Source organism: Stenotrophomonas terrae, from assembly GCF_039674165.1.
GTDB lineage: Bacteria > Pseudomonadota > Gammaproteobacteria > Xanthomonadales > Xanthomonadaceae > Stenotrophomonas > Stenotrophomonas terrae_A.
On the sequence record NZ_JBDJMY010000020.1, the window covers coordinates 49,196 to 69,960 of the forward strand.

The 20,765-nt window shown below is 64.6% G+C and carries 8 protein-coding genes; 1 reads left to right on the forward strand and 7 read right to left on the reverse strand.

Features of this window, described 5'->3' with window-relative positions; translation table 11 throughout:
* Window positions 1-61: 61 nt before the first annotated feature.
* The 6 genes from gspG to ABE493_RS10965 all read right to left on the reverse strand — a co-directional run bounded on the left by gspG (window position 62) and on the right by ABE493_RS10965 (window position 17,430).
* Window positions 62-490, reverse strand: coding sequence for a type II secretion system major pseudopilin GspG (gene gspG, locus ABE493_RS10940; protein WP_346498948.1), 429 nt, complete (start codon window positions 488-490; stop codon window positions 62-64).
* A gap of 32 nt (window positions 491-522) precedes the next feature.
* Entirely contained in the window at window positions 523-1,740 is a 1,218-nt protein-coding gene (gene xpsF / locus ABE493_RS10945; protein WP_346498949.1) for a type II secretion system protein XpsF, read from the reverse strand.
* Between the two features lie 31 nt (window positions 1,741-1,771).
* A complete protein-coding gene (gspE, locus tag ABE493_RS10950) occupies window positions 1,772-3,499 on the reverse strand; it encodes a type II secretion system ATPase GspE (protein ID WP_346498950.1) in 1,728 nt (575 codons plus the stop codon).
* Window positions 3,500-3,623: 124 nt separating this feature from the next.
* Window positions 3,624-5,507 carry a S8 family serine peptidase gene (locus tag ABE493_RS10955; protein ID WP_346498951.1) on the reverse strand — a complete coding sequence of 628 codons (1,884 nt, stop codon included), beginning with the start codon at window positions 5,505-5,507 and terminating at the stop codon, window positions 3,624-3,626.
* Between the two features lie 156 nt (window positions 5,508-5,663).
* Window positions 5,664-15,056: an ESPR-type extended signal peptide-containing protein gene (locus tag ABE493_RS10960; RefSeq protein WP_346498952.1), complete on the reverse strand. Its 9,393-nt coding sequence runs from the start codon at window positions 15,054-15,056 to the stop codon at window positions 5,664-5,666.
* 604 nt (window positions 15,057-15,660) lie between these two features.
* Entirely contained in the window at window positions 15,661-17,430 is a 1,770-nt protein-coding gene (locus ABE493_RS10965) for a S8 family serine peptidase (protein ID WP_346498953.1), read from the reverse strand.
* Here ABE493_RS10965 and ABE493_RS10970 point away from each other — a divergent pair.
* On the forward strand, window positions 17,411-17,623 hold the full coding sequence (locus tag ABE493_RS10970) for a hypothetical protein (RefSeq protein WP_346498954.1): 213 nt from the start codon (window positions 17,411-17,413) through the stop codon (window positions 17,621-17,623). The genes ABE493_RS10965 and ABE493_RS10970 overlap by 20 nt on opposite strands.
* A 33-nt stretch (window positions 17,624-17,656) precedes the next feature.
* Here ABE493_RS10970 and ABE493_RS10975 read toward each other — a convergent pair.
* A partial coding sequence (locus ABE493_RS10975) for a YadA-like family protein (RefSeq protein ID WP_346498955.1) occupies window positions 17,657-20,765 on the reverse strand: 3,109 nt, incomplete at its 5' end.

A 20,765-nucleotide genomic window follows, 5' to 3' on the forward strand; every position in this document is an offset into this window, starting at 1 on the left:
CGTGCAGATACAACACGCGTGGCATGGAGCGGAAGCGGGAGGCGCGGCGGCAGCATCAGGCCTATTCGTAACGGATGTCGGCGTTGTAGCTCTCGCCACCGGGCTGGCCGTCGGCGCCAAGGCTGAGCAGATCGAACGGGCGCCCTTCACCCGGCACGCGGTACTGCACCGGGTTGCCCCAGGGATCGTTGAATTCGGCTGGCTTGGCGTACGGCCCCAACCAGCCGGCCACACCGCTGGGCTGGCTGGAAAGATCTTCCAGCTTGGCCGGCAGGCGGCCGGTATCGAGTTTGTAGTTCTCCACCTTGCTGGCAAGGGTCTGGATCTGGGTCTTGCCCAGGTTGGCCTTGCCACGGTCGGCGCCGCCCAGCACGCGGCTGCCCACCAAGGTGAGCACCGCACCGATCAGCACGATGACGATGATGATTTCCAGCAAGCTCATGCCGGCCTGGCGGGCACGTGATGCTGGTTGTTTCAGGGTTCGCCTCATTGCTTTGTTTCCTTGTCTGCGACAGTTACGGGTTAACCGATGGCGTTGGTCAGGTCATACAAGGGCACCAGCACCGCAACGATGACCATGCCCACCACCGACGCCAACAACAATGTGATCACCGGCACCAACGCCGCCAACATACGGTCGATGGCACGCGCGCTTTCCTGCTCGAAGGTGTCGGCGGTTTTCAGCAGCATGGTATCCAGCGTGCCGGATTCCTCACCCACCTGGATCATCTGCAGGGCCAGGCGTGGGAAGCGGCCACCGCGGCTCAGCGACGAGGCCAGCCCGGCACCATTTTTCACTGCCTCGGCAGCTTCGCCGACGTCGCCGATCAACGCGCGGTTGCCCAGCACGTTGCGGGCAATGCCCAACCCGGACAGCAGCGGCACGCCGTTGCGCAGCAACGTGCCCAAGGTACGGGCCAGGCGCGCGGTTTCGAGTTTTGCAACCAGGCCGCCGGCCATCGGCCGCTTCAACAGCCAGCTGTCAAAGCCGAGCCGGAACACCGGATCGCGACGCTTGCGCTCGCCCCACAGCAGCAGCAAGGCCGGCACCACGATGAATACCAGCCAGCCTTTGCGCACCAGCAGGCCGGCTTCCAGCACCAGCCGCGTGAACCACGGCAAGGTGACGTCCAGGCTCTGGTACATCAAGGCGAACTGCGGCACCACGTAGCCAAGCAGGAACAGCAGGGCCAGGCCCACGACCACCAGCAGGATGGCCGGGTAGATCAAGGCGTTGATCACCCTGCCCTTCAATTCCTGGCTGCGTTCCAGATAGTCGGCCAGGCGCTGCAGGGTTTCATGCAGGCTGCCGCCGGCCTCACCGGCACGCACCATGTTCACGTACAGGCGCGAGAACAGACCATGCTGGCGCTCCAGCGCCTGCGACAGCGGTGCACCGCCGCGCACGCTGTCGCGGATATCGCCGATCACCCGTTGCGAACGGGCGTCTTCGGGCGTTTCCATCAGGATCGACAACGCACGGTCCAAGGGCTGGCCTGCACCGAGCAGGGTCGCCAGCTGCTGGGTGAACTGGACCAGCGTGGCACCAGCGAACGGACGCTGCCGCCATTGTTTCCAACTGCCACCTTCAAAAGCGGAACCGGTGGCCGGACGGGCCTCGACCGGCAGATGCCCCTGCTCCTGCAGGCGGGTGATCACCTCGGCCTCGCTGGCCGCGTCCATCTGCCCTTCCAACAGTTCGCCACGGGCATCCAATGCCTTGTAACGGTAGCGCGCCATCAACAGCATCCGTCCGGTTGAAGGCGATGGCTCATGCGTCCTCCGTTACCCGCAACACTTCTTCCAGTGTTGTCTGGCCACGCAAGGCCTTGGCGATGCCGTCTTCGTACATGGTGCGCATGCCTGCCTTGCGGGCAAGCTGTTCAATCTCACCCATGCCGGCCTTGCGCATCACTGCGTTGCGCAAGCTGTCGTCCATCACCAGGAACTCAACGATGGTGGTGCGGCCAAGGTAGCCGGTGGGCGCCTGCGCCGATGGCTGCGCGCGGTAAAGATGGATATCGCCCTGCGGCTGGAAACGCCGCAGCCCGAAGCGTTCGATCTCCTCCTCCGAGGCGCGGTAGCGCAATGCATGCGTAGGCTCCAGCCGGCGCACCAGGCGCTGGGCAAGGATGCCGTTGATGGTGGAGGTGAGCAGGTAGTCTTCCACCCCCATGTCGAGCAGACGGGTGATGCCGCCGGCGGCATTGTTGGTATGCAGGGTGGATAACACCAGGTGACCGGTCAGCGCGGACTGGATGGCGATGCGCGCGGTTTCCAGATCGCGCATTTCGCCGATCATGATGATGTCCGGGTCCTGGCGGACGATGCTGCGCAGGGCGTTGGCGAAATCCAGCCCGATCTGTGGCTTGGCCTGGATCTGGTTGATGCCTTCCAGCTGGTATTCGACCGGGTCTTCAACGGTGATGATCTTGACCTTGTCGGTATTGAGCTGGCTCAACGCCGTGTACAGCGTAGTGGTCTTGCCGGAACCGGTGGGCCCGGTGACCAGCAGGATGCCGTGCGGCTGTTCCAGCACCTTGCGGAACTGCGGCAGGAACGCCTCGTCAAAGCCCAGCCGCTGGAAATCGAACACCACCGCCTCGCGGTCCAGTAGGCGCATCACGACGCTTTCGCCATGCGCGGTGGGCATGCTGCTGACGCGCAGATCCAGCTCCTTGCCCTGTACCCGCAGCATGATGCGGCCGTCCTGCGGCAGGCGGCGCTCGGCGATGTTGAGCTTGGCCATGATCTTGATGCGGCTGATGACCGCGGCGGTGAGATTGACCGGCGGGCTTTCGCCATCGACCAGCACACCATCGATGCGGTAACGCACCTTCAAGCGGCTTTCGAACGGCTCGACATGGATGTCCGATGCACGCAGTTCCACCGCGCGTTGGATCAACAGGTTGACCAGGCGGATGACCGGCGCTTCGGACGCCTGGTCGCGCAGGTGTTCGATGTCATCGACGGGCGCCATTTCACCATCGGCGGTTTCCAGGATGGTGCCCATCGCACTGCGGCCCTGCCCGTACCAGCGCTCGATCAGCTCATCCACCTCACTGCGCACGCCCACTACCGGGGTGACTTCGCAGCCGGTGGCCAAGCGGATCGCATCGCGTGCATAGCCTTCCTGCGGGTCGGCCATCCATAGCAGGATGCGGCCGCGCTGCTCGCCCAGCGGCAGCACCAGGAATTGCTTGAGGAAACGCAGCGGCACCGGCTCGACGCCTTCCACCAGCTCGGGCGGGTGCTCGGGCAACTCACGTGCTGCGATCAGACGCAGTTCCAATACTTTTGCACAGGCCTCGGCGTGATCGCGTTCGGATACCAGCCCCAGACGCGCCAGCAACACCAGCAGCTCACCGCCGGACTCGCGCTGCAACTGGCGGGCGCGCTGCAGGTCGGCGTCTTTCAGCCGGCCCTGGGCCAGCAGCTCGTTGATGACAAGCTCAGCAGGGGATGGCGCAAGTTGGGTGTCGTGGGCTACCGCGTTCACGCAATCCTCCTGTGTTGGCCGAACTTTAACAGTTCATGCTGTCAGGACGTGCACATGAACACGCATTCCATGCAAAAAAGAACCCCGGCAATGCCGGGGTTCCAGGTGGCTGCAACGGTCAGAATTACTGGCGTGCAACCAGGCTCACGCCGCTGTAGGCGTTGGCTCCCACCAGGGTGACGTAGTAGGTACCGGCCTGGGCCTTGTTGAAGCGCACCGTCTCGCTGTTGCCAGCGCGGGTGGACTTGGCATCGGACTGGCTGGCGCTCGGCACCTCATTGAAGCTGACGTACATCGAGACGTCACCGCTGCCACCGTAGGTCATGAAGGTCAGCACCTTGCCGGCCTCGGCCTCGAAGCTGTACACCACTTCGCTGCCGCTGCTGCCAGCCAGGCCGGTCACCGCCACCTTGTTGACCAGCGGTGTGGCGTCCGGGCCGCACTGCTCGACATTCGGATCACACGGCGGCTCGGTCGCCTTCACCAATGCGGCATTGATGTTGAGGATGCCCGCGCCGATCGGGGTGGAAGCCGGGATCGCCACCGGGAACGGTGTGGCGGTGCTCTTGAGCAGGTCGCGCATCTGGTTCAGGGTCAGCGGCGTATCAACCACGCTCTGCACCATGGCCACTGCAGCGGCCACATGCGGCGATGCCATCGATGTGCCACCCATGCCGCCCAGGATCCAGTTGCCCGCTTCCGGGCTCTGGTCGGCGCCATTGATCACCTGCCAGATATAGCCGTTCGGGTTGCCATCGCCGCCACCGCCGCCGCCCGGCGCCGACAGGTCCACGCGCGCACCATAGTTGGAGTAGTAGGCACGGCCACCGGCAATACCGGTGGCGCCAACGCTGATCACGTTGTTGCACGAGGACATCGTGTAAGTGGCAGCGTTGGCGTTGTCATTGCCTGCCGCCACCACCACGATGGCACCCTTGCTGTTGGCCAGATCAATGGCTTCCTGGTACTCGGTCGGGCAGCTCGAGGGGGAGCCACTGCCCAGGCTCATGTTGATCACTTCAGCAGGATTGGTGTTGAGCGGCAGCCCCGGCACCTCGCCACCTGCGGCCCAGATGATGCCGTCGGAGATGTCGCTACCAAAACCACCGCAGGAACCGAGCACGCGGATCGGCATCACTTTGGCCTTGTAGGCCAGGCCTGCCAGGCCCTTGCCGTTGTTGGTCTCCTGGGCGACGGTGCCGGACACGTGGCTGCCGTGCCAGGAACTGACGTCGGCCGCATGCGAGCCACCGGTAGCCCAACCGGTGCAGTAGTTGGCTTCGATCCAGTCGCCAAGATCCCAGCCACCGGCAACCCGGTCGTCGGTGGCGCGGCGCGAGACGCGCTTGTCGCTGATCATGTCGTAACCGGGGATGACGTTGTTCTGCAGATCCGGGTTGTCCTGCACGATGCCGGTATCAATCACCGCCACCACCACGCCCTCACCCTGCGAGAGATCCCATGCCTGCGGTGCGCGCACGCCGGAGGTCGCATTGAAGAAATTCCACTGGTATTGCGCGTAGTTCGGATCGGTCGGGGTCATTGCAGGCGCTACATCAACCATGCGCTGGTACATGCGATCGATGCTGGCGCTCTCAACCGCAGGATTGGCCTTGAGCTCGCGGACAAAATCCGCCGCTTCCTGCGCATTGAGCGCACGCGAGGTCTTGACCACGCTCCAACCCGGCGCGCCCATGCGACGCAGCAGTGACGCCTGTACCGCCGGCTGCGCGGCGGCGCGTGCGGTCTTGGCGACGGCGCGATCCAGACCGGCGCGCGATGCCGCTGCACCCAGGCCACGGTTGGCGGTTGCGCTGTCGCGCAGCTCGCTCGCACCGGCACGGTACTTGACCACGAAGCGGTAAGCGCCGCTGTTGTCCACAGCCGACGAACTCATGCCAACTACTTTTGCAGGTCCAATTTCTGCAGCAGATGCGGCGGGTACGCCGATCGAAGCCATCAGTACGGCACCGGCAATCGCCAAACCAAGCTGGGTCTTCTTCTTCATGTCGGATCTCTCGTCTTAATAGAACAGGGATGGAACCTCAACGCTGCACTGCTACGCCGTCCTGGCTTGCAGCAGGTGCGCTGCGGGGGCAGCACAGCCACTGACCATGAACCTGGCCGCCCCCGCCGCAGCAGGCGGGGGCGTCTGACTATCGCCTTACCAACCGAAACCGGCGCCCACGCCCACCGAGCTGTCATCACTGGTGAATGCACCGCCAAGGGTGACGGTGGCACGCTCACTGATCGCCCGCTGGTAGCCCAACGACAGTGCCGATTCGCCGCCCTGGTAACCCACACCCACGCCCACCCGGTTCTGGGTGCGCACGCCGGCGGCACTGGTGGCCATGTTCAACATGGCCGCACTCATCGCGCCCTGACGGTCAAGACGGCGATCGACGTGGCGCAGACGCTTGTCGATATCACCGCGGAACACGTCGAAGCTGTCGGCCATGCTGCGGAACTTGGTATCGGTATAGCTGTTGGCCGAGGTGATGCCGCTATCCAGCTGGCCCTTGTTGACCGCATCCGTCGCCAGTGTGCCGGCAGCGACACTGGTGATCTGGCGCTCGGCACCCACGCTGCCTACCGATACGGTATTGGCACGGTCAGCCACCGAGCCCTGGCCCAGGGCAACCGCACCGTTTGCGGTGACGCTGGAGCCTTGGCCAATCGCCGTACCCGAGGCAACACTGACCGTTGCCCCTTCGCCCATTGCAACCGCATTGGTAGCTGCCGCGGTGATATGCGTATTGGCACCCACCGCCGTGCTGCCGTCGGCGTCGACACGGGAATTGCTGCCGATGGCGGTGTCATTGGGGCCATGTGCGTAGCTGCCATTGCCAACCGCGCTACCGGCAACATTATTGGCCTTGGCCTGATCGCCCAGGGCTACACCATTGGTACTGGCAACAGCGGGACCGCTCTCTCCGCGTGGGCCATTGCCGTTGCCGTTGCCATTGCCATTGCCATTGCCATTGCCGTTGCCGTTGCCGTTGCCGTTGCCGTTTCCGTTTCCATTGTTGGCGATGCGGCTGTTGATGGAAGTGACCTGCCCATCCAGTGCCGACAACGCGGCGCCCACGTTGTTGTAGCTGGCACCCTGGATGACATAGGTCGGGGCGACAAACATCCCCTGCATGCCGATGCCTGCACCGCCGCCAAGGAAGCTGGCCATATTGCCCAGCGACTGGAACAGCTGGCCACCGTTGATCGCCTGCATGCTGCCTGCGGCGATGGCACCGGCGGCCACATTGCCCACGGTCGTCCCCTGCGCACCGCCAAGGGTCAAGCTGTCACGGCTGGCATCGTCGTAGGTCACCGCATTGGCAGTGACACCTTCGATGCTGCCGATACGGCCATCGATATCGGTGACGCGGGTTTCAACCGCACCGACGCGCTGGTTGGTGACATGCAGCTGACCGCCGGTCACCGCATCGCTGCTGCCTTCGGCGATACGCCCGGCACCCACATTGACGATGCGACGGGTAGCAGGCCCGTTGGTGCCATTGCCGCCACCCACCGACACCACGTTCGCTTCCACCGCACGCGAGCCAGCACCCAAGGCCACCGAGTTGGCACCGGATACACCCGCACCGGCACCGATGGCCACGCTGTTGATCCCATTGCTGGCGAAGGCGCCGTAGCCGATCGCCACACCGTTGGTGGCAGTGATCGAGGTCTGCCGACCGAGCGCGGTGCTGTTGGCTGCGCGAGCCGATGCATCGGCACCCACGGCGGTCGCACCGGTCGCGTTTGCGGTACTGGCCGCACCCAAGGCGGTACTGCGCTCGGCACTGGCAACAGCCGCCGAACCCGAGGCCACCGCATTGTTGCCGCTGGCCGTGGCTACACCGTCCCCGCTTGCCTGGAAGTACTTGTTGGTCTCGCCAGCGACGTCGGCCACAGCATCCAGCTGCGACTTGTTGACCGCATCGGTATCTTCGGTACCCGCAGCGACGTTGGTGATCTGGCGCTCCGCCCCGACATCGCCTACCGATACGCTGTTGGCGCGACTGGCCACCGAACCTGCACCCAAGGCCACCGAATTGGCCGAGCCGGCTTCAGCACCACTGCCCACGGCAGTGGACCGCTGTCCGAATGCCCAGGCATTGGCACCCACTGCAGTGGCATCGTCACCGAACGCCCAGCTGCCGCTACCGATCGCCACCGCATTGGCGGCACCGATACCGAAGAAGCCAAAGCCGGTCTCGGCTGCATCACCGATTGCCAGGCTGCCCTCGCCCAGTGCAGATGCATTGCGACCCACGGCGACGTTGCCGTCTTCATAGGCCGCTGCGTTGTAGCCCACTGCGGTGGTACCGGCCCCTTCGGCATAGCTCTGCGAACCCGTCGCGGTGCTGTAGTTGCCCAATGCGTTGGCCACTGCACCATTTGCCGTGGACTGATCGCCCTTGGCATAGGCACCTACACCGCTTGCGGTAGATGCAAAGCCTTCGGCATTGGCGCTGGCACCCAGCGCGGTACCGCCGACGCCAGCGCTGGTGGCGCCGGTCTGCACCGGTTCACCGCCCACGTTGATCAGCGGGTCGCCATTTTCATCCACTGCATTGCCGCCTACTGCCACCGCGCCCGGGCCTATGGCCTGTGCGTTCTGGCCGAAGGCCGCTGCGTTCTGGCCGCTGGCCAGGGCGTTCATGCCGACGGCGGTTGCGCCATCAGCAATCGCGTTGGCACCGCTGCCGTACGCCGAGGAACCGTTGCCGATGGCATTGCTTGCCTCACCGGAAGCGGTTGCATTGTCACCTTCGGCATAGGCACCGGCATCGCTGTCGTCACTGCCGGTGGCCTTGAAGTACTTGGCGGTGGTCTGCCCTTCAGCCGCCACGGCCGCTACCTCATCCAACTGGTCCTTGTTCACCGCATCAGTGCCTTCGGTACCCGCAGCGACGTTGGTGATCTGGCGCTCAGCCCCGACATCGCCCACCGATACGCTGTTGGCGCGACTGGCCACCGAACCGGCACCCAAGGCCACCGAATTGGCGGCGCCTGCTTCAGCACCGCTACCAATGGCCGTGGACTGCTGCGCGACCGCCCAGGCATTGGCACCTATCGCCGTTGAATCGTTGCCGAAGGCCCAGCTGCCGCTGCCGATCGCCACCGCATTGGCGGCACCGATACCGAAGAAGCCAAAGCCGGTCTCGGCTGCATCACCGATTGCCAGGCTGCCCTCGCCCAGTGCAGATGCATTGCGACCCACGGCGACGTTGCCGTCTTCATAAGCCGCTGCGTTGTAGCCCACCGCGGTGGTACCGGTCCCTTCGGCATAGCTCTGCGAACCAGTCGCGGTGCTGTAGTTACCAAGTGCGTTGGCTACTGCGCCATTTGCCGTGGACTGATCGCCCTTGGCATAAGCGCCGACACCGCTGGCGGTAGCTGCAAAGCCTTCGGCATTGGCACTGGCACCCAATGCGGTACCGCCGACGCCGGCGCTGGTGGCACCGGTCTGCACCGGTTCGCCGCCCACGTTGATCAGCGGATCGCCATTTTCATCCACCGCATTGCCGCCCACCGCCACCGCGCCCGGGCCGATTGCCTGTGCGTTCTGGCCGAAGGCCGCTGCGTTCTGGCCGCTGGCCAGGGCGTTCATGCCGACGGCGGTTGCGCCATCAGCAATCGCGTTGGCACCGCTGCCGTACGCCGAGGAACCGTTGCCGATGGCATTGCTTGCCTCGCCGGAAGCGGTGGCATTGTCACCTTCGGCATAGGCACCGGCATCGCTGTCGTCACTGCCGGTGGCCTTGAAGTACTTGCTGGTGGTCTCGGCCACCGCAGCCACTTCGTCCAGCTGGTTCTTGTTGACCGCATCGGTGCCTTCGGTGCCAGCGGCAACATTGGTGATCTGACGCTCAGCACCGACATCACCCACCGACACGCTGTTCTCGCGATCGGCCCAGCTATTGGCACCCAAGGCCACGCTGTTGGCAGCAGCGGCAACCGCACTCTGGCCCAGCGCGGTGGAATCGTCCGCGTCCGCCCAGCTGTTGAAACCGATCGCCGTTGCGTATTCGCCCAGCGCCCAGGCGCCGTTACCAAATGCCGAGGCACCGGTACCGGAAGCTTCTGTGCTGATCAAGCCACCGAACGTGGTGCCACCGACGGCGGTTGCCTCATCACCGGATGCAATCGCCGATTCACCGACCGCCGTGGTGCTGGCGCCGGATGCCGATGCGGCCAGACCCATTGCAACGCCGTAATCACCGCTCGCTTCGGCGCCATAACCCACGGCGGAGGCGAGGTCACCGGAGGCCACACTGTAGCTGCCTACCGCCGTGGTGCCGCGGCCGCTGGCTTCGGCACGGAAGCCGTTGGCCAGCGCCTGCTGGCCGGATGCCACTGCCTGTGCGCCCTGCGCGGTGGCAAATGCACCCGAGGCTTCGGCGCCCGCACCCACTGCCGTACTGCTGTCGCCGTTGGCGCTACTGCCCGAGCCGACAGCAACTGCATCATCGGCAGCGGCCAGGGCCGCATCGCCGATCACCACGCTGCCGTCACCGCTGGCCACGCTATTGCTGCCCAACGCGATGGCATTGGCGCCATCCACCAGGTTGGCCATGCCGAACGCGCTGCTGTTTTCGCCATCGACCTGGTTGAAGTTGCCGAACGCCGAACTGTTGCTGCCATTGGCGGTATTTACGTAACCCACCGCACTGGAGTAGTCGCCGGCGGCCACGTTGTAACTGCCTACCGCCGTACTCTGTGCCCCGCTCGCTTCCGAACCGACACCGGCCGCCGTGGCGCCGTCGCCACTTGCCACCGCGTCATCACTGCCATCGGCGGCGCCGTTGGCCTTGAAGTAGCGCCCGGCCAGCAATGCGCCTTCGGCAGCGGCATTGAGCTGATCCACATTCACCGCATCGGTGCCTTCGGTACCGGCAGCGACATTGGTGATCTGGCGATCATTGGCGGCATGGGTAACGCCCGCCGAGTCCGTCCATTCCTGCGCGGCGCCGACCGACACAGTGTTGGCGCGATCAGCGAAGGAGCCCGCGCCCAGCGCTACGCTGTTCTCGGCATCCTTGCTGGTCCAGGCGTTGGAACCCACTACCGTCGCGTTCAATGCCTGCGCGTAACTGTTGTAGCCCACCACTGTGGCGCCATCCTCCGTTGCCCAGGCTTCGGCACCCAGTGCCGTGGTGTTGTTGCCTTGGGTGAGGCTGTAGAAGTCCTGGCCGGCCAGTGAGTTCGTACCCACGGCAACGCCCATCTGGCCGGTGGTGGCGTTGTTGCCTACCGCCACGCCGCTTTCGCCCGCGCGCGCCTGCACACCGAAGGCCGCGCCTGCTATTCCGGCAATGGCATTCTGGCCCACGGCGGTAGCCACTTCGGCTGCCTGCGCCGAAGTACCCACGGCGGTGCCAAAGAAGGTTGCGTAGGCACCGCTGCCCACAGCAACGGCCTGCCAGGCATCGGCAGTCGCTGCAAAACCAACTGCGGTGGACTCACGTCCTGTTGCCCAGGCCGAGTTGCCGATGGCCGTCGCCGCCAGCCCGGCAGCCTGCGCATCAGCACCAATGGCCGCTGCAAACAGGCCTTGGGCGCTGGCGTCAGCACCAATGGCAAGCATGCCACCCTGCGCGGTAGCCGCATTGGTACCGATGGCGATGTTGTCCGGGTTGGCAGCGCTGGCATTCAAGCCCAGCGCGATGCTGCCTGCACCGGTAGCCAGTGCATTGGTACCCAGCGCGGTGGCGTTGTCGGCAAGCGCATTGGCACCACTGCCGTAAGCGGACGCGCCGCTACCGATGGCATTGGTGGCTTCACCCGATGCCGTGGCGTTGTCACCTTCCGCATAGGCCCCCGCATCACTGTCGGCACTGCCGGTGGCGGCGAAATATTTGGTCGAGCCGGTCACTTCATCCAACTGGCCCTTGTTGACCGCATCGGTGGCTTCCGTGCCTGCAGCAACATTGGTGATCTGCCGTTCGGCACCCACATCACCTACCGACACGCTGTTGTCGCGGCCGGCCACCGAGCCTGCGCCCAAGGCCACCGAGTTGGTGGCACCCGCTTGCGCATCGGTTCCTATCGCGGTGCTCTGCTGGCCGAATGCCCAGGCGTTGGCACCCACTGCAGTCGCATCGTCACCGAAGGCCCAGCTGCCGCTGCCGATCGCCACCGCATTGGTCGCACCGATGCCGAAGAGGCCAAAACCGGTTTCGGCACCGTCCCCGATCGCCAGGCTGCCTGCACCCAGTGCAGATGCATTACGACCGACCGCGACGTTGCCGTCTTCATAGGCCGCTGCGTTGTAGCCCACCGCGGTGGTACCGGTCCCTTCGGCATAGCTCTGCGAACCAGTCGCGGTGCTGTAGTTGCCCAGTGCGTTGGCTACTGCACCATTTGCCGTGGACTGATCGCCTTTGGCATAGGCACCCACACCGCTTGCGGTAGCCGCAAAGCCTTCGGCATTGGCGCTGGCACCCAATGCGGTACCGCCGACGCCGGCGCTGGTGGCACCGGTCTGCACCGGTTCGCCGCCCACGTTGATCAGCGGGTCGCCATTTTCATCCACCGCATTGCCGCCCACCGCCACCGCGCCCGGGCCGATGGCCTGCGCGTTCTGGCCGAAGGCCGCTGCGTTCTGGCCGCTGGCCACGGCATTCATGCCGATGGCGGCGGCACCGCTGGCCAATGCGCTGGCACCGTTGCCGATCACGATGGTGCTTTCGCCGCTGGCTACGCTGTTGCTGCCCAATGCAATGGCATTGGCGCCATCCACCAGGTTGGCCATGCCGAATGCACTGCTGTTTTCACCATCTACCTGGTTGAAGTTGCCGAACGCCGAGCTGTTGCTTCCATTGGCGGTATTCACGTAACCCACCGCACTGGAGTAGTCACCCGCAGCCACGTTGTAGCTGCCCACCGCCGTGCTCTGCGCGCCACTGGCCTGCGAACCTACGCCGGCAGCCGTGGCGCCATCGCCACTGGCAACCGCATCATCGCTGCCATCAGCAGCGCCATTGGCCTTGAAGTAACGCCCGGCCAGCAGCGCACCTTCGGCAGCAGAATTGAGCTGATCCACGTTCACCGCGTCGGTGCCTTCGGTACCGGCAGCGACATTGGTGATCTGCCGCTCAGCTCCTACATCACCTACCGATACGCTGTTGGCACGATCCGCGAACGAGCCCGCACCCAAGGCGACGCTGTTGGCCGCCGCTGCAGTTGCGTTTGCACCCAGTGCAGTGCTGTCGGCGCCGCGACTGGTGCTGTAGAAGCCCACTGCCGTGCTGTTGGCACCACTGGCCCAGCTTTCAGCGCCCAGCGCGCTGGCATTGTTGCCCGGCGCGTAGGCGAAGTAGCCCACGGCTGTGGCTTCACTGCCGGAGGCTTCACTCAAGGCACCGGAGGCGAGTGAGTAATCACCCGATGCGATGGCGCCGGCACCGACCGCGGTCGAAACCTCGCCGCTGGCCTGCGTATCGACAAAGAAGCCGAGGCCCGGAATCAAATCGGCAGGGCCACCAACAGCCACGCTGCTGGTACCGGATGCCGCACTCTGCGTGCCGACCGAGGTGCTGTAGTCACCGGTGGCATTGGCCACCGCGCCAAACGCCGAGGACTGCGCACCCTGGGCGAAGGCGCCCACACCTGCGGCCGTTGCCGCAAACCCTTCGGCACTGGCACTGGCACCAACGGCCGTGCCGCCGACTGCAGCGCTGGTGGCGCCGGTGGTGACCGGCTGGCCGCCGAAGGTGATCAGCGCATTGCCGTTCTCATCCACCGCGTTGCCACCCACGGCCACAGCGGCCGGGCCGGTGGCTTCGGCGTTCTGGCCGAACGCTGCGCTGTTCTGGCCAGTGGCCAGAGCACTCTGGCCTACTGCGGTAGCGCCGTTGGACAGTGCGTTGGCACCATTGCCGTAAGCGGACGCTCCAGCGCCAATTGCATTGCTGGCCTCGCCTGCGGCAGTTGCCGCATTGCCCTCGGCATACGCACCAGCATCGCTGTCAGCGCTGCCCGTGGCCTGGAAATACTTGCTGGTGTTCTCGGCAACGGTAGCCACTGCATCCAGCTGCGCCTTGTTCACCGCATCGGTGTCTTCGGTGCCGGCAGCGACATTGGTGATCTGCCGTTCGCTGCCGACGTCACCGACCGACACGGTGTTTTCGCGATCGTTCCAGGAATTGGCGCCGATGGCGACACTGTTGGCGGCCGCAGCGGTGGCGCTTTGTCCCAGCGCGGTGGAATCGTCGGCATCGGCCCAGCTGTTGAAACCAATCGCGGTGGCGTATTCGCCCACCGCCCAGGCGCCGTTGCCGAACGCCGAGGCGCCGGTACCGGAGGCTTCCGTGCTGATGAAACCGCCGAAGGTGGTGCCGCCAACCGCAGTGGATTCCTCGCCCGAGGCAATGGCGGATTCACCCACCGCCGTGGTGCTGACGCCCGAGGCCGAAGCGCCCAGACCCATCGCAATACCGTAGTCGCCACTGGCGTCAGCGCCATAACCGAAGGCCGAGGCCAGGTCACCGGAGGCGGCGCTGTAGCTGCCCACCGCAGTGGTGCCACGACCGCTGGCATCGGCGCGGAAGCCATTGGCCGTTGCCTGCTGGCCGGCGGCGAACGCCTGGCTGCCCTGCGCGGTTGCATACGCACCCGAGGCATCGGCGCCGCTACCCAGCGCCGTGCTGCCCAGTTCGCTGGCAACGCTGCCCGAGCCCACCGCCGTGGCGTCGTCGGCCGCTGCGTATGCGCCATCGCCAATCACCACGCTGCCATCACCACTGGCAATGCTGTTGCTGCCCAGTGCGATGGCATTGGCGCCATCGACCAGGTTGCCCGAGCCGAAGGCGCTGCTGTTGCTGCCATCGACCTGGTTGAAATTGCCGAACGCCGAGCTGTTCTCGCCGTTGGCGGTATTCACGTAACCGACGGCGCTGGAGTAATCACCGGCGGCAACGTTGTTGTTGCCAACCGCGGTGCTCTCCACGCCGCTTGCCTGCGAGCCAACACCTGCTGCCATCGCACCGGCGCCACTGGCCACGGCGTCATCGCTGCCATCGGCAGCGCCGTTGGCCTTGAAATAACGGGCAGTCAGCGTGGCGCCATCAGCAACTGCGTTGAGCTGATCCAGGTTGACTGCATCGGTGCCGGCCGTACCGGCGGCGACGTTGCTGACCTGCCGTTCGTTGCCGGCCGAACCCACCGACACGGTGTTGGCGCGATCGGCCACCGAGCCTGCGCCCAGCGCCACGCTGCCATCGGCAGATGCACGCGTACCGGCACCGATGGCAACGGCGTTGTTGCCCGACGCTTCGGCACTGTTGGCGATGGCGCAATCCACCAGCGTCGCGCTGCCAACCACCAGGCATTGCGCGTTGCCACCCACTTCCACCGACTGTGCCTGGGCTGTGCTTACCCAGGTACTTGCTCCTAGACCCAACGCAACGGCAACCGACAAGGCCTGCAGGCGTAACCCGGCGCTATGCCGTCCATCCATGACCACACCGGCCGAGCTGGACGATGCCAACTCCGACGCCACCACCAACTGCCCCAATGCCTTGTTCCATACCTTGCGGTAGATCCGGTTCATCGCTGCTGCTCCTCAAGTGGACGGGTTATTTCCTTGCATGAATGCGCCATCGATGAGCGGTACGTGCCCAACGATCCCCCTGTGGTGTTGTGGTCCCGGTCCCGGTACAGCAGGGCACGTAAGGCTCACGCCTGTCGTGGTCTACCCCCCTGGTTCCATACCTGTCGGGCGACTACGGGATGGATGGAGTCTTAATCGACGATTCATGATTCGTCAAACTTTTGGCTCAAAAGCGGAGTTCTGAGAGGAACTTCACAAATCTCTCAATTCAATGAGATCTAGCAAAAATTTTCTTCTGAAACAGTTGCCTAGGGCTCACTGGAGGCAACGAGATCCCGCTTGAGCGTCCATGGAAGCAGCCCACAGAAAAATCCCACAGGCCTTGGGCTGCGGGCTTTTCAGCGTACTCAGGAATATTTCGCAGGGGCCCGGTTCAATTCCCCGGCGATGCCCGCAACAGTTGCATTGCAGCAAAGGCAGTTGCGCGAACGGGCCCGATTCACCCGCTGCAGAATGGTCGCCAGCCTCACCAGTGCGTCAAATAGATGGCACAACAAAAAAGGCCCTGGATTCCAGGGCCTTGGTACTACGCGCGATGGGCTGTTTACTGCCTGGCCACCAAACTGACGTCAGTGAAAGCGGACACGACTACCAGCTTCACGTAGTAAGTCCCTGCACTGGGGGCGATGAAGCGAACCGTCTCGCTGTTGCCGGGCCGGGTGGAAAAAGCATCTGCCTGCCCAACCTGTGGCTCCTTGTTGAAGCTGGCATACAGCGACACATCCCCCCTGCCGCCATAGGTGATGAAGCTCAGCACCTCGCCGGCCTTGGCTTCGAAACGAAATAGCTGGCTGCTGCCCCTGTCCCCATCCAGTTCATCCACGATCTTGCTGAACAGCGGTGTGGCGGCAAGCGGACAGGTCTGTTGGCTGGCATCGCACGGCGGCACCAATGCCTTGAGCAGGGCCGCATGGATGTCGAGCAGGCCTGCACCATTCTGCTTCGAGCCAGACGCCAGCACCGGCGCCGGCCTGGCGGTCTCTCGCAGCAGGTTGCGCATCTGCAGCCAGTTCAACGGTGTAGCCGCCACGCCTTGAATCATGGCCACCGCAGCGGCCACGTGCGGCGACGCCATCGAGGTGCCTGCCTTGCCACCGGTCACCCAGCGTGCGGTGGGCCTTGTAGCCCCGCCATTTATTACCTGCCAGATGAAGCCGCTGTTCAACACGCCTCCGTTTCCACCTGGTGCGGAAACATCCACGCGTGCGCCATAACTTGAGTAAAACGCCCTGTCACCGTTCAGTCCATTCGCCCCGACGCTGATGATGTTCTTGCACGAAGACATGGTGTAGCTGGCGGCCTTGTCATCCGAATTGCCTGCTGCCACCACGATGATGGCACCCTTGCTGTTGGCCAAGTCCATTGCGGCCTGCAGCAATGGCGAGCAAGCATTGTGGCTGCCACTGCCCAGACTCATGTTGATGACTTCTGCGGGATTTGGATTCAGTGGCAAGCCCGGCACTTCACCGCCAACGGCCCAGACAATGCCATCGGCGATATCGGCCTCCGTCCCGCCACACGAGCCCAGCACGCGCACCGGCATCACCTTGGCCTTGTGCGCCAATCCGGCCAAACCCACGCCATTGCCGGTCTCCTGCGCGATGGTGCCAGCCACGTGACTGCCATGCCAGCTGCTGTTCCTGGGAGCAGCGGCACCGGCCCAGCCATCACAATAGTTGGGTTCTACCCAGTCACCGACATCCCAACCACCCGGCACGCGCGCATCGGTGGCGCGACGCGATATGCGCAGGTCGCTGATCATGTCGTAGCCAGGCATGACATTGGCCTGCAGGTCCAGATGATCCTGCACGATTCCCGTATCAAGGACCGCGACCACGACGCCGTCACCCTGTGCGATATCCCATGCGGCGGGCGCATTCACGCCGGAGGTTGGATTGAAGAAATTCCATTGGCGCGCGGCATACAGCGGATCATTCGGCGTCACCGCACGCGAGTCGACGGCCATGTGCTGATACATGTGCTCGACCTCCGCATACTCCACGTCCGGGTCTGCGCGCAGCTCGCGCAAAAACCCAACCACCTCCGTTTCGTTCAACACCCGCGAGGCGGAAACAACGTTCCAGCGCGGCACGGCCGAGCGCTGCGAAAGAACAGCGCTTACTGCCGGGCCGGAAGCCGAACGCGCTCCCAGCGGGGCGCGACTCAAACCCGCGCGCCCAACCACCGCGCTCAGGCTGCGATTGAGCACAGCGGCATCCTGCAATACACGCGCGTCGCTGCGGTACTTGACCACGAACCGCTGCCCGCCTCCCATCGATTTGATCGGAGGTTCGATGCCGCGCGGTTCGCTCAACCCGATCTCTGACGCGAACGACACCTGCGTCGCAATTGCGGCTGTCGCCAACCCAACCGCCATCGCAACAGTCCATCTGTTCGGCTTGTTCATCGTGGATATCTCGCTAAAGGGAAAGAGAAAAATCGAGCAGGCAACCCCGTCGCTCACCGGCTGGCCGTCTGCTCCGGTAAACCTCATCGATTACTGTTGACGTGCCCTGCCGTGAGCAGAGCCCGTGTCCTGCCTACCAGCCAAAACCCGCGCCGATACCCACCGAGCTGTCCCCGCTGCTGAAAGCACCGCCCACGGTGACGGTCGCGCGGTGACCAAAGGCCCGCTGGTAACCCACCGACAGCGCCGACTCACCCCCCTGGAAACCGACACCCACGCCCACCCGGTTCTCGGTGCGTACGCCTGCGGCACTGGTCGCCATGTTCAACATGGCCGCACTCATCGCGCCCTGGCGATCGATGCGCTCGTCAATGTTCTTCAGCCGCCTGCCCATATCGCTGCGCAGCACTTCGAAGCTGTCGGCCATCGCACCAAATTTGCCGTCGGTATAGGCGTTGGCCGAAGCCGCGCTACGGTCAAGCTGGGCTTTGTTGACCGCGTCAGCGGCTTGAGTTCCTTCGGCAACATGGGTGATCTGGCGGTCATTACCGGCGCTGCCCACGGACACCGTATTGGCACGATCAGCAACCGAACCCTGGCCGATTGCCACCGCACCCTCGGCGCGTACGCTGGCACCCTGGCCGATCGCCGTGCCCGCACCTGCACTGACCATCGCTCCCTGACCGATGGCGGTGCCGGCGACAGCATTGACGCTGGCACCTTCTCCCACTGCCACCGCGTTGATGGCAGTGACAGAGACGGCGGAGTTGGCACCAACCGCGGTGCTGCCATCGGCTTCAACGCGCGAATGGCTGCCGAGCGCGGTGTCATTCAGGCCGGCCGCATGGGCGCCATGACCGATACCGGTGCCCGCCACATCCGGGGCCTTGGCTTTGTCACCGAGCACCACGCCGCCCGTGCCGCTTTGATCTACGGCGCCACCGCTGCCGCCGCCAGGATTCCCTCCCTTGGCGTTGATGGTGGTGATCTGCGTATCGAGTGCAGCCAACGCATCTCCCACGTTGCTGTAGCTGGCGCCCTGCACCATGTAGCTGGGTGCGACGAACAGACCCTGCATGCCGAGCGCCGCCCCGCCACCGAGGATGCCGGCGATGGAAGTCAGCGATTGGTAGAGTTGCCCACCGTTGATCGCCTGCATGCTGTCCAGGGCGATATTGCCTGCTGCCACGTTATCCAGGAGGGTTCCCTGGATGCCGGCAAGCGTTACCTTGCTGCGCTCGCCATCGTCATAACTCACAACGTTGGCGGTCACCGATTCGACGTCGCCAATGCGGTCGTCGATATCATTCACCCGCGTCTCCACTGCACCCACACGCTGATTGGTGCTGTACAGCTGGCCGCCGTTGACCGCATCGGTACCGCTTTCAACAATCCGCCCAGCCGCAACGTTGATGATGCGCCGCGTCGCCGGGCCATTGCTGCCATTGCCGCCGCCGACCGAGATGACGTTGGCTTCGGTGGCACGCGAGCCCGCACCCAGAGCGACCGAATTGGCCCCCGACGCTCCCGCCGACGCGCCAATGGCAACACTGTTGGCACCGTTGCTGGCAAAGGCGGCATAACCTATCGCCACGCCGTTGATCGCCGTTGTGGCCGCCTGCCGGCCCATCGCCAGACTATTGCCGGCCCGCGCCGAGGCATCAGCACCCAAGGCAGTAGCACCCACCGCGTTGGCGACGCTGGCAGCACCGAATGCGGCCGTACGCTCGGCACTGGCGACTGCGCCCGACCCGGCGGCCACGGCATTGCTGCCGCTTGCCGTGGCTGCGGCTGTTCCGCTGGCCTGGAAGTACTTGCTGTTGGTGCTCGCGACACCGGCCACCGCATCCAGCTGCGATTTGTTGACTGCATCGGTGCCTGTAGTGCCAGCGGCAACATTGGTGATCTGCCGCTCCGCGCCGACGCTGCCAACCGAAACCGCGTTGTCGCGATCGGCCACCGAGCCGGCACCCAAGGCAACGCTGTTCAATGCAGAGGCAACAGCAGAGTTGCCGAGCGCGGTGCTGTTCTGTGCACTGGCCTGAGCACTGCCACCCATCGCAGCAGCGGCATCCGCGCTGGCCTGCGCCTGCGGACCCAATGCTACCGAGCCACTGCCCGAAGCCGTGCTTTGCGAACCCAGTGCCAGTGCGTCCTGACCGCGTGCTGCCGCACCTGCACCTATCGCAATCGAACGCTCGCCAGAGGATTCACTGGCACTGCCCATTGCCACCGTCGCGTAACCATCGGCGATGGCACCCTGGCCTGCCGCAAAACTCTCGTCACCACCGGCGAAGCTGTTGCTGCCGATGGCCGTCGCGCTGTTGCCATCAACGAAGTTGGCAAAACCGAACGCGCTGCTGTCGTCTCCATTGACCTGGTTGAAGTTGCCTGCGGCAGTGCTGTTGATCCCGGAAGCCGAGTTCACATAACCCAGAGCACTGCTGTAGTCGCCAGCGGCGACGTTGTAGCTGCCCACCGCCGCACTCTCGGCGCCACTGGCAATCGAACCGACGCCTGCAGCAGTCGCGCCGATGCCGCTTGCCTGCGCATCGTCATTGCCGTCGTCGGCACCATTGGCCGCGAAGTAACGACTGGTGTGTTGTTCGGCCTCAGCCACGCCAGCGAGCTGATCCATGTTGACCGCATCGGTGCCCGTAGTACCCGCCGCAACATTGGTGATCTGCCGCTCCGCGCCGACGCTGCCAACCGAAACCGCGTTGTCGCGATCGGCCACTGAACCGCCACCCAGCGCTACGCTGTTGAGCGCGGAGGCTACTGCCGCACTACCCACCGCAGTGCTGGATGCAGCACTTGCCTTTGATCCCGCACCCATCGCAGTGGCGCCGATACCACTGGCTTGCGCATCATCACTACCATCATTGGCGCCGTCCGCCTGGAAGTAGCGAGCGGTCTTGGCTGCACCTTCGGCTACTACATCAAGCGCTTCAACAACATCATCGAGCTGTGCCTTGTTGACAGCATCGGTGGCCTCGGTAGCGGCGGCAACATGGGTGATCTGGCGCTCGCCCCCCGTTGAACCCACCGACACCGAGTTGGCGCGCTCAGCCAGCGAGTCCACGCCCAGCGCCACGCTGTTCTCCGCCGAGGCATTCGCGCCGGCCCCCACAGCCGTACTCAGCAGGCCGTCCGCGGCACTTAGATAGCCCAGCGCGGTGCTGAAATCACCACTGGCAATGGCCCCATTGCCAAACGCGGCGGTGCCCGCAGCGGATGCCGTG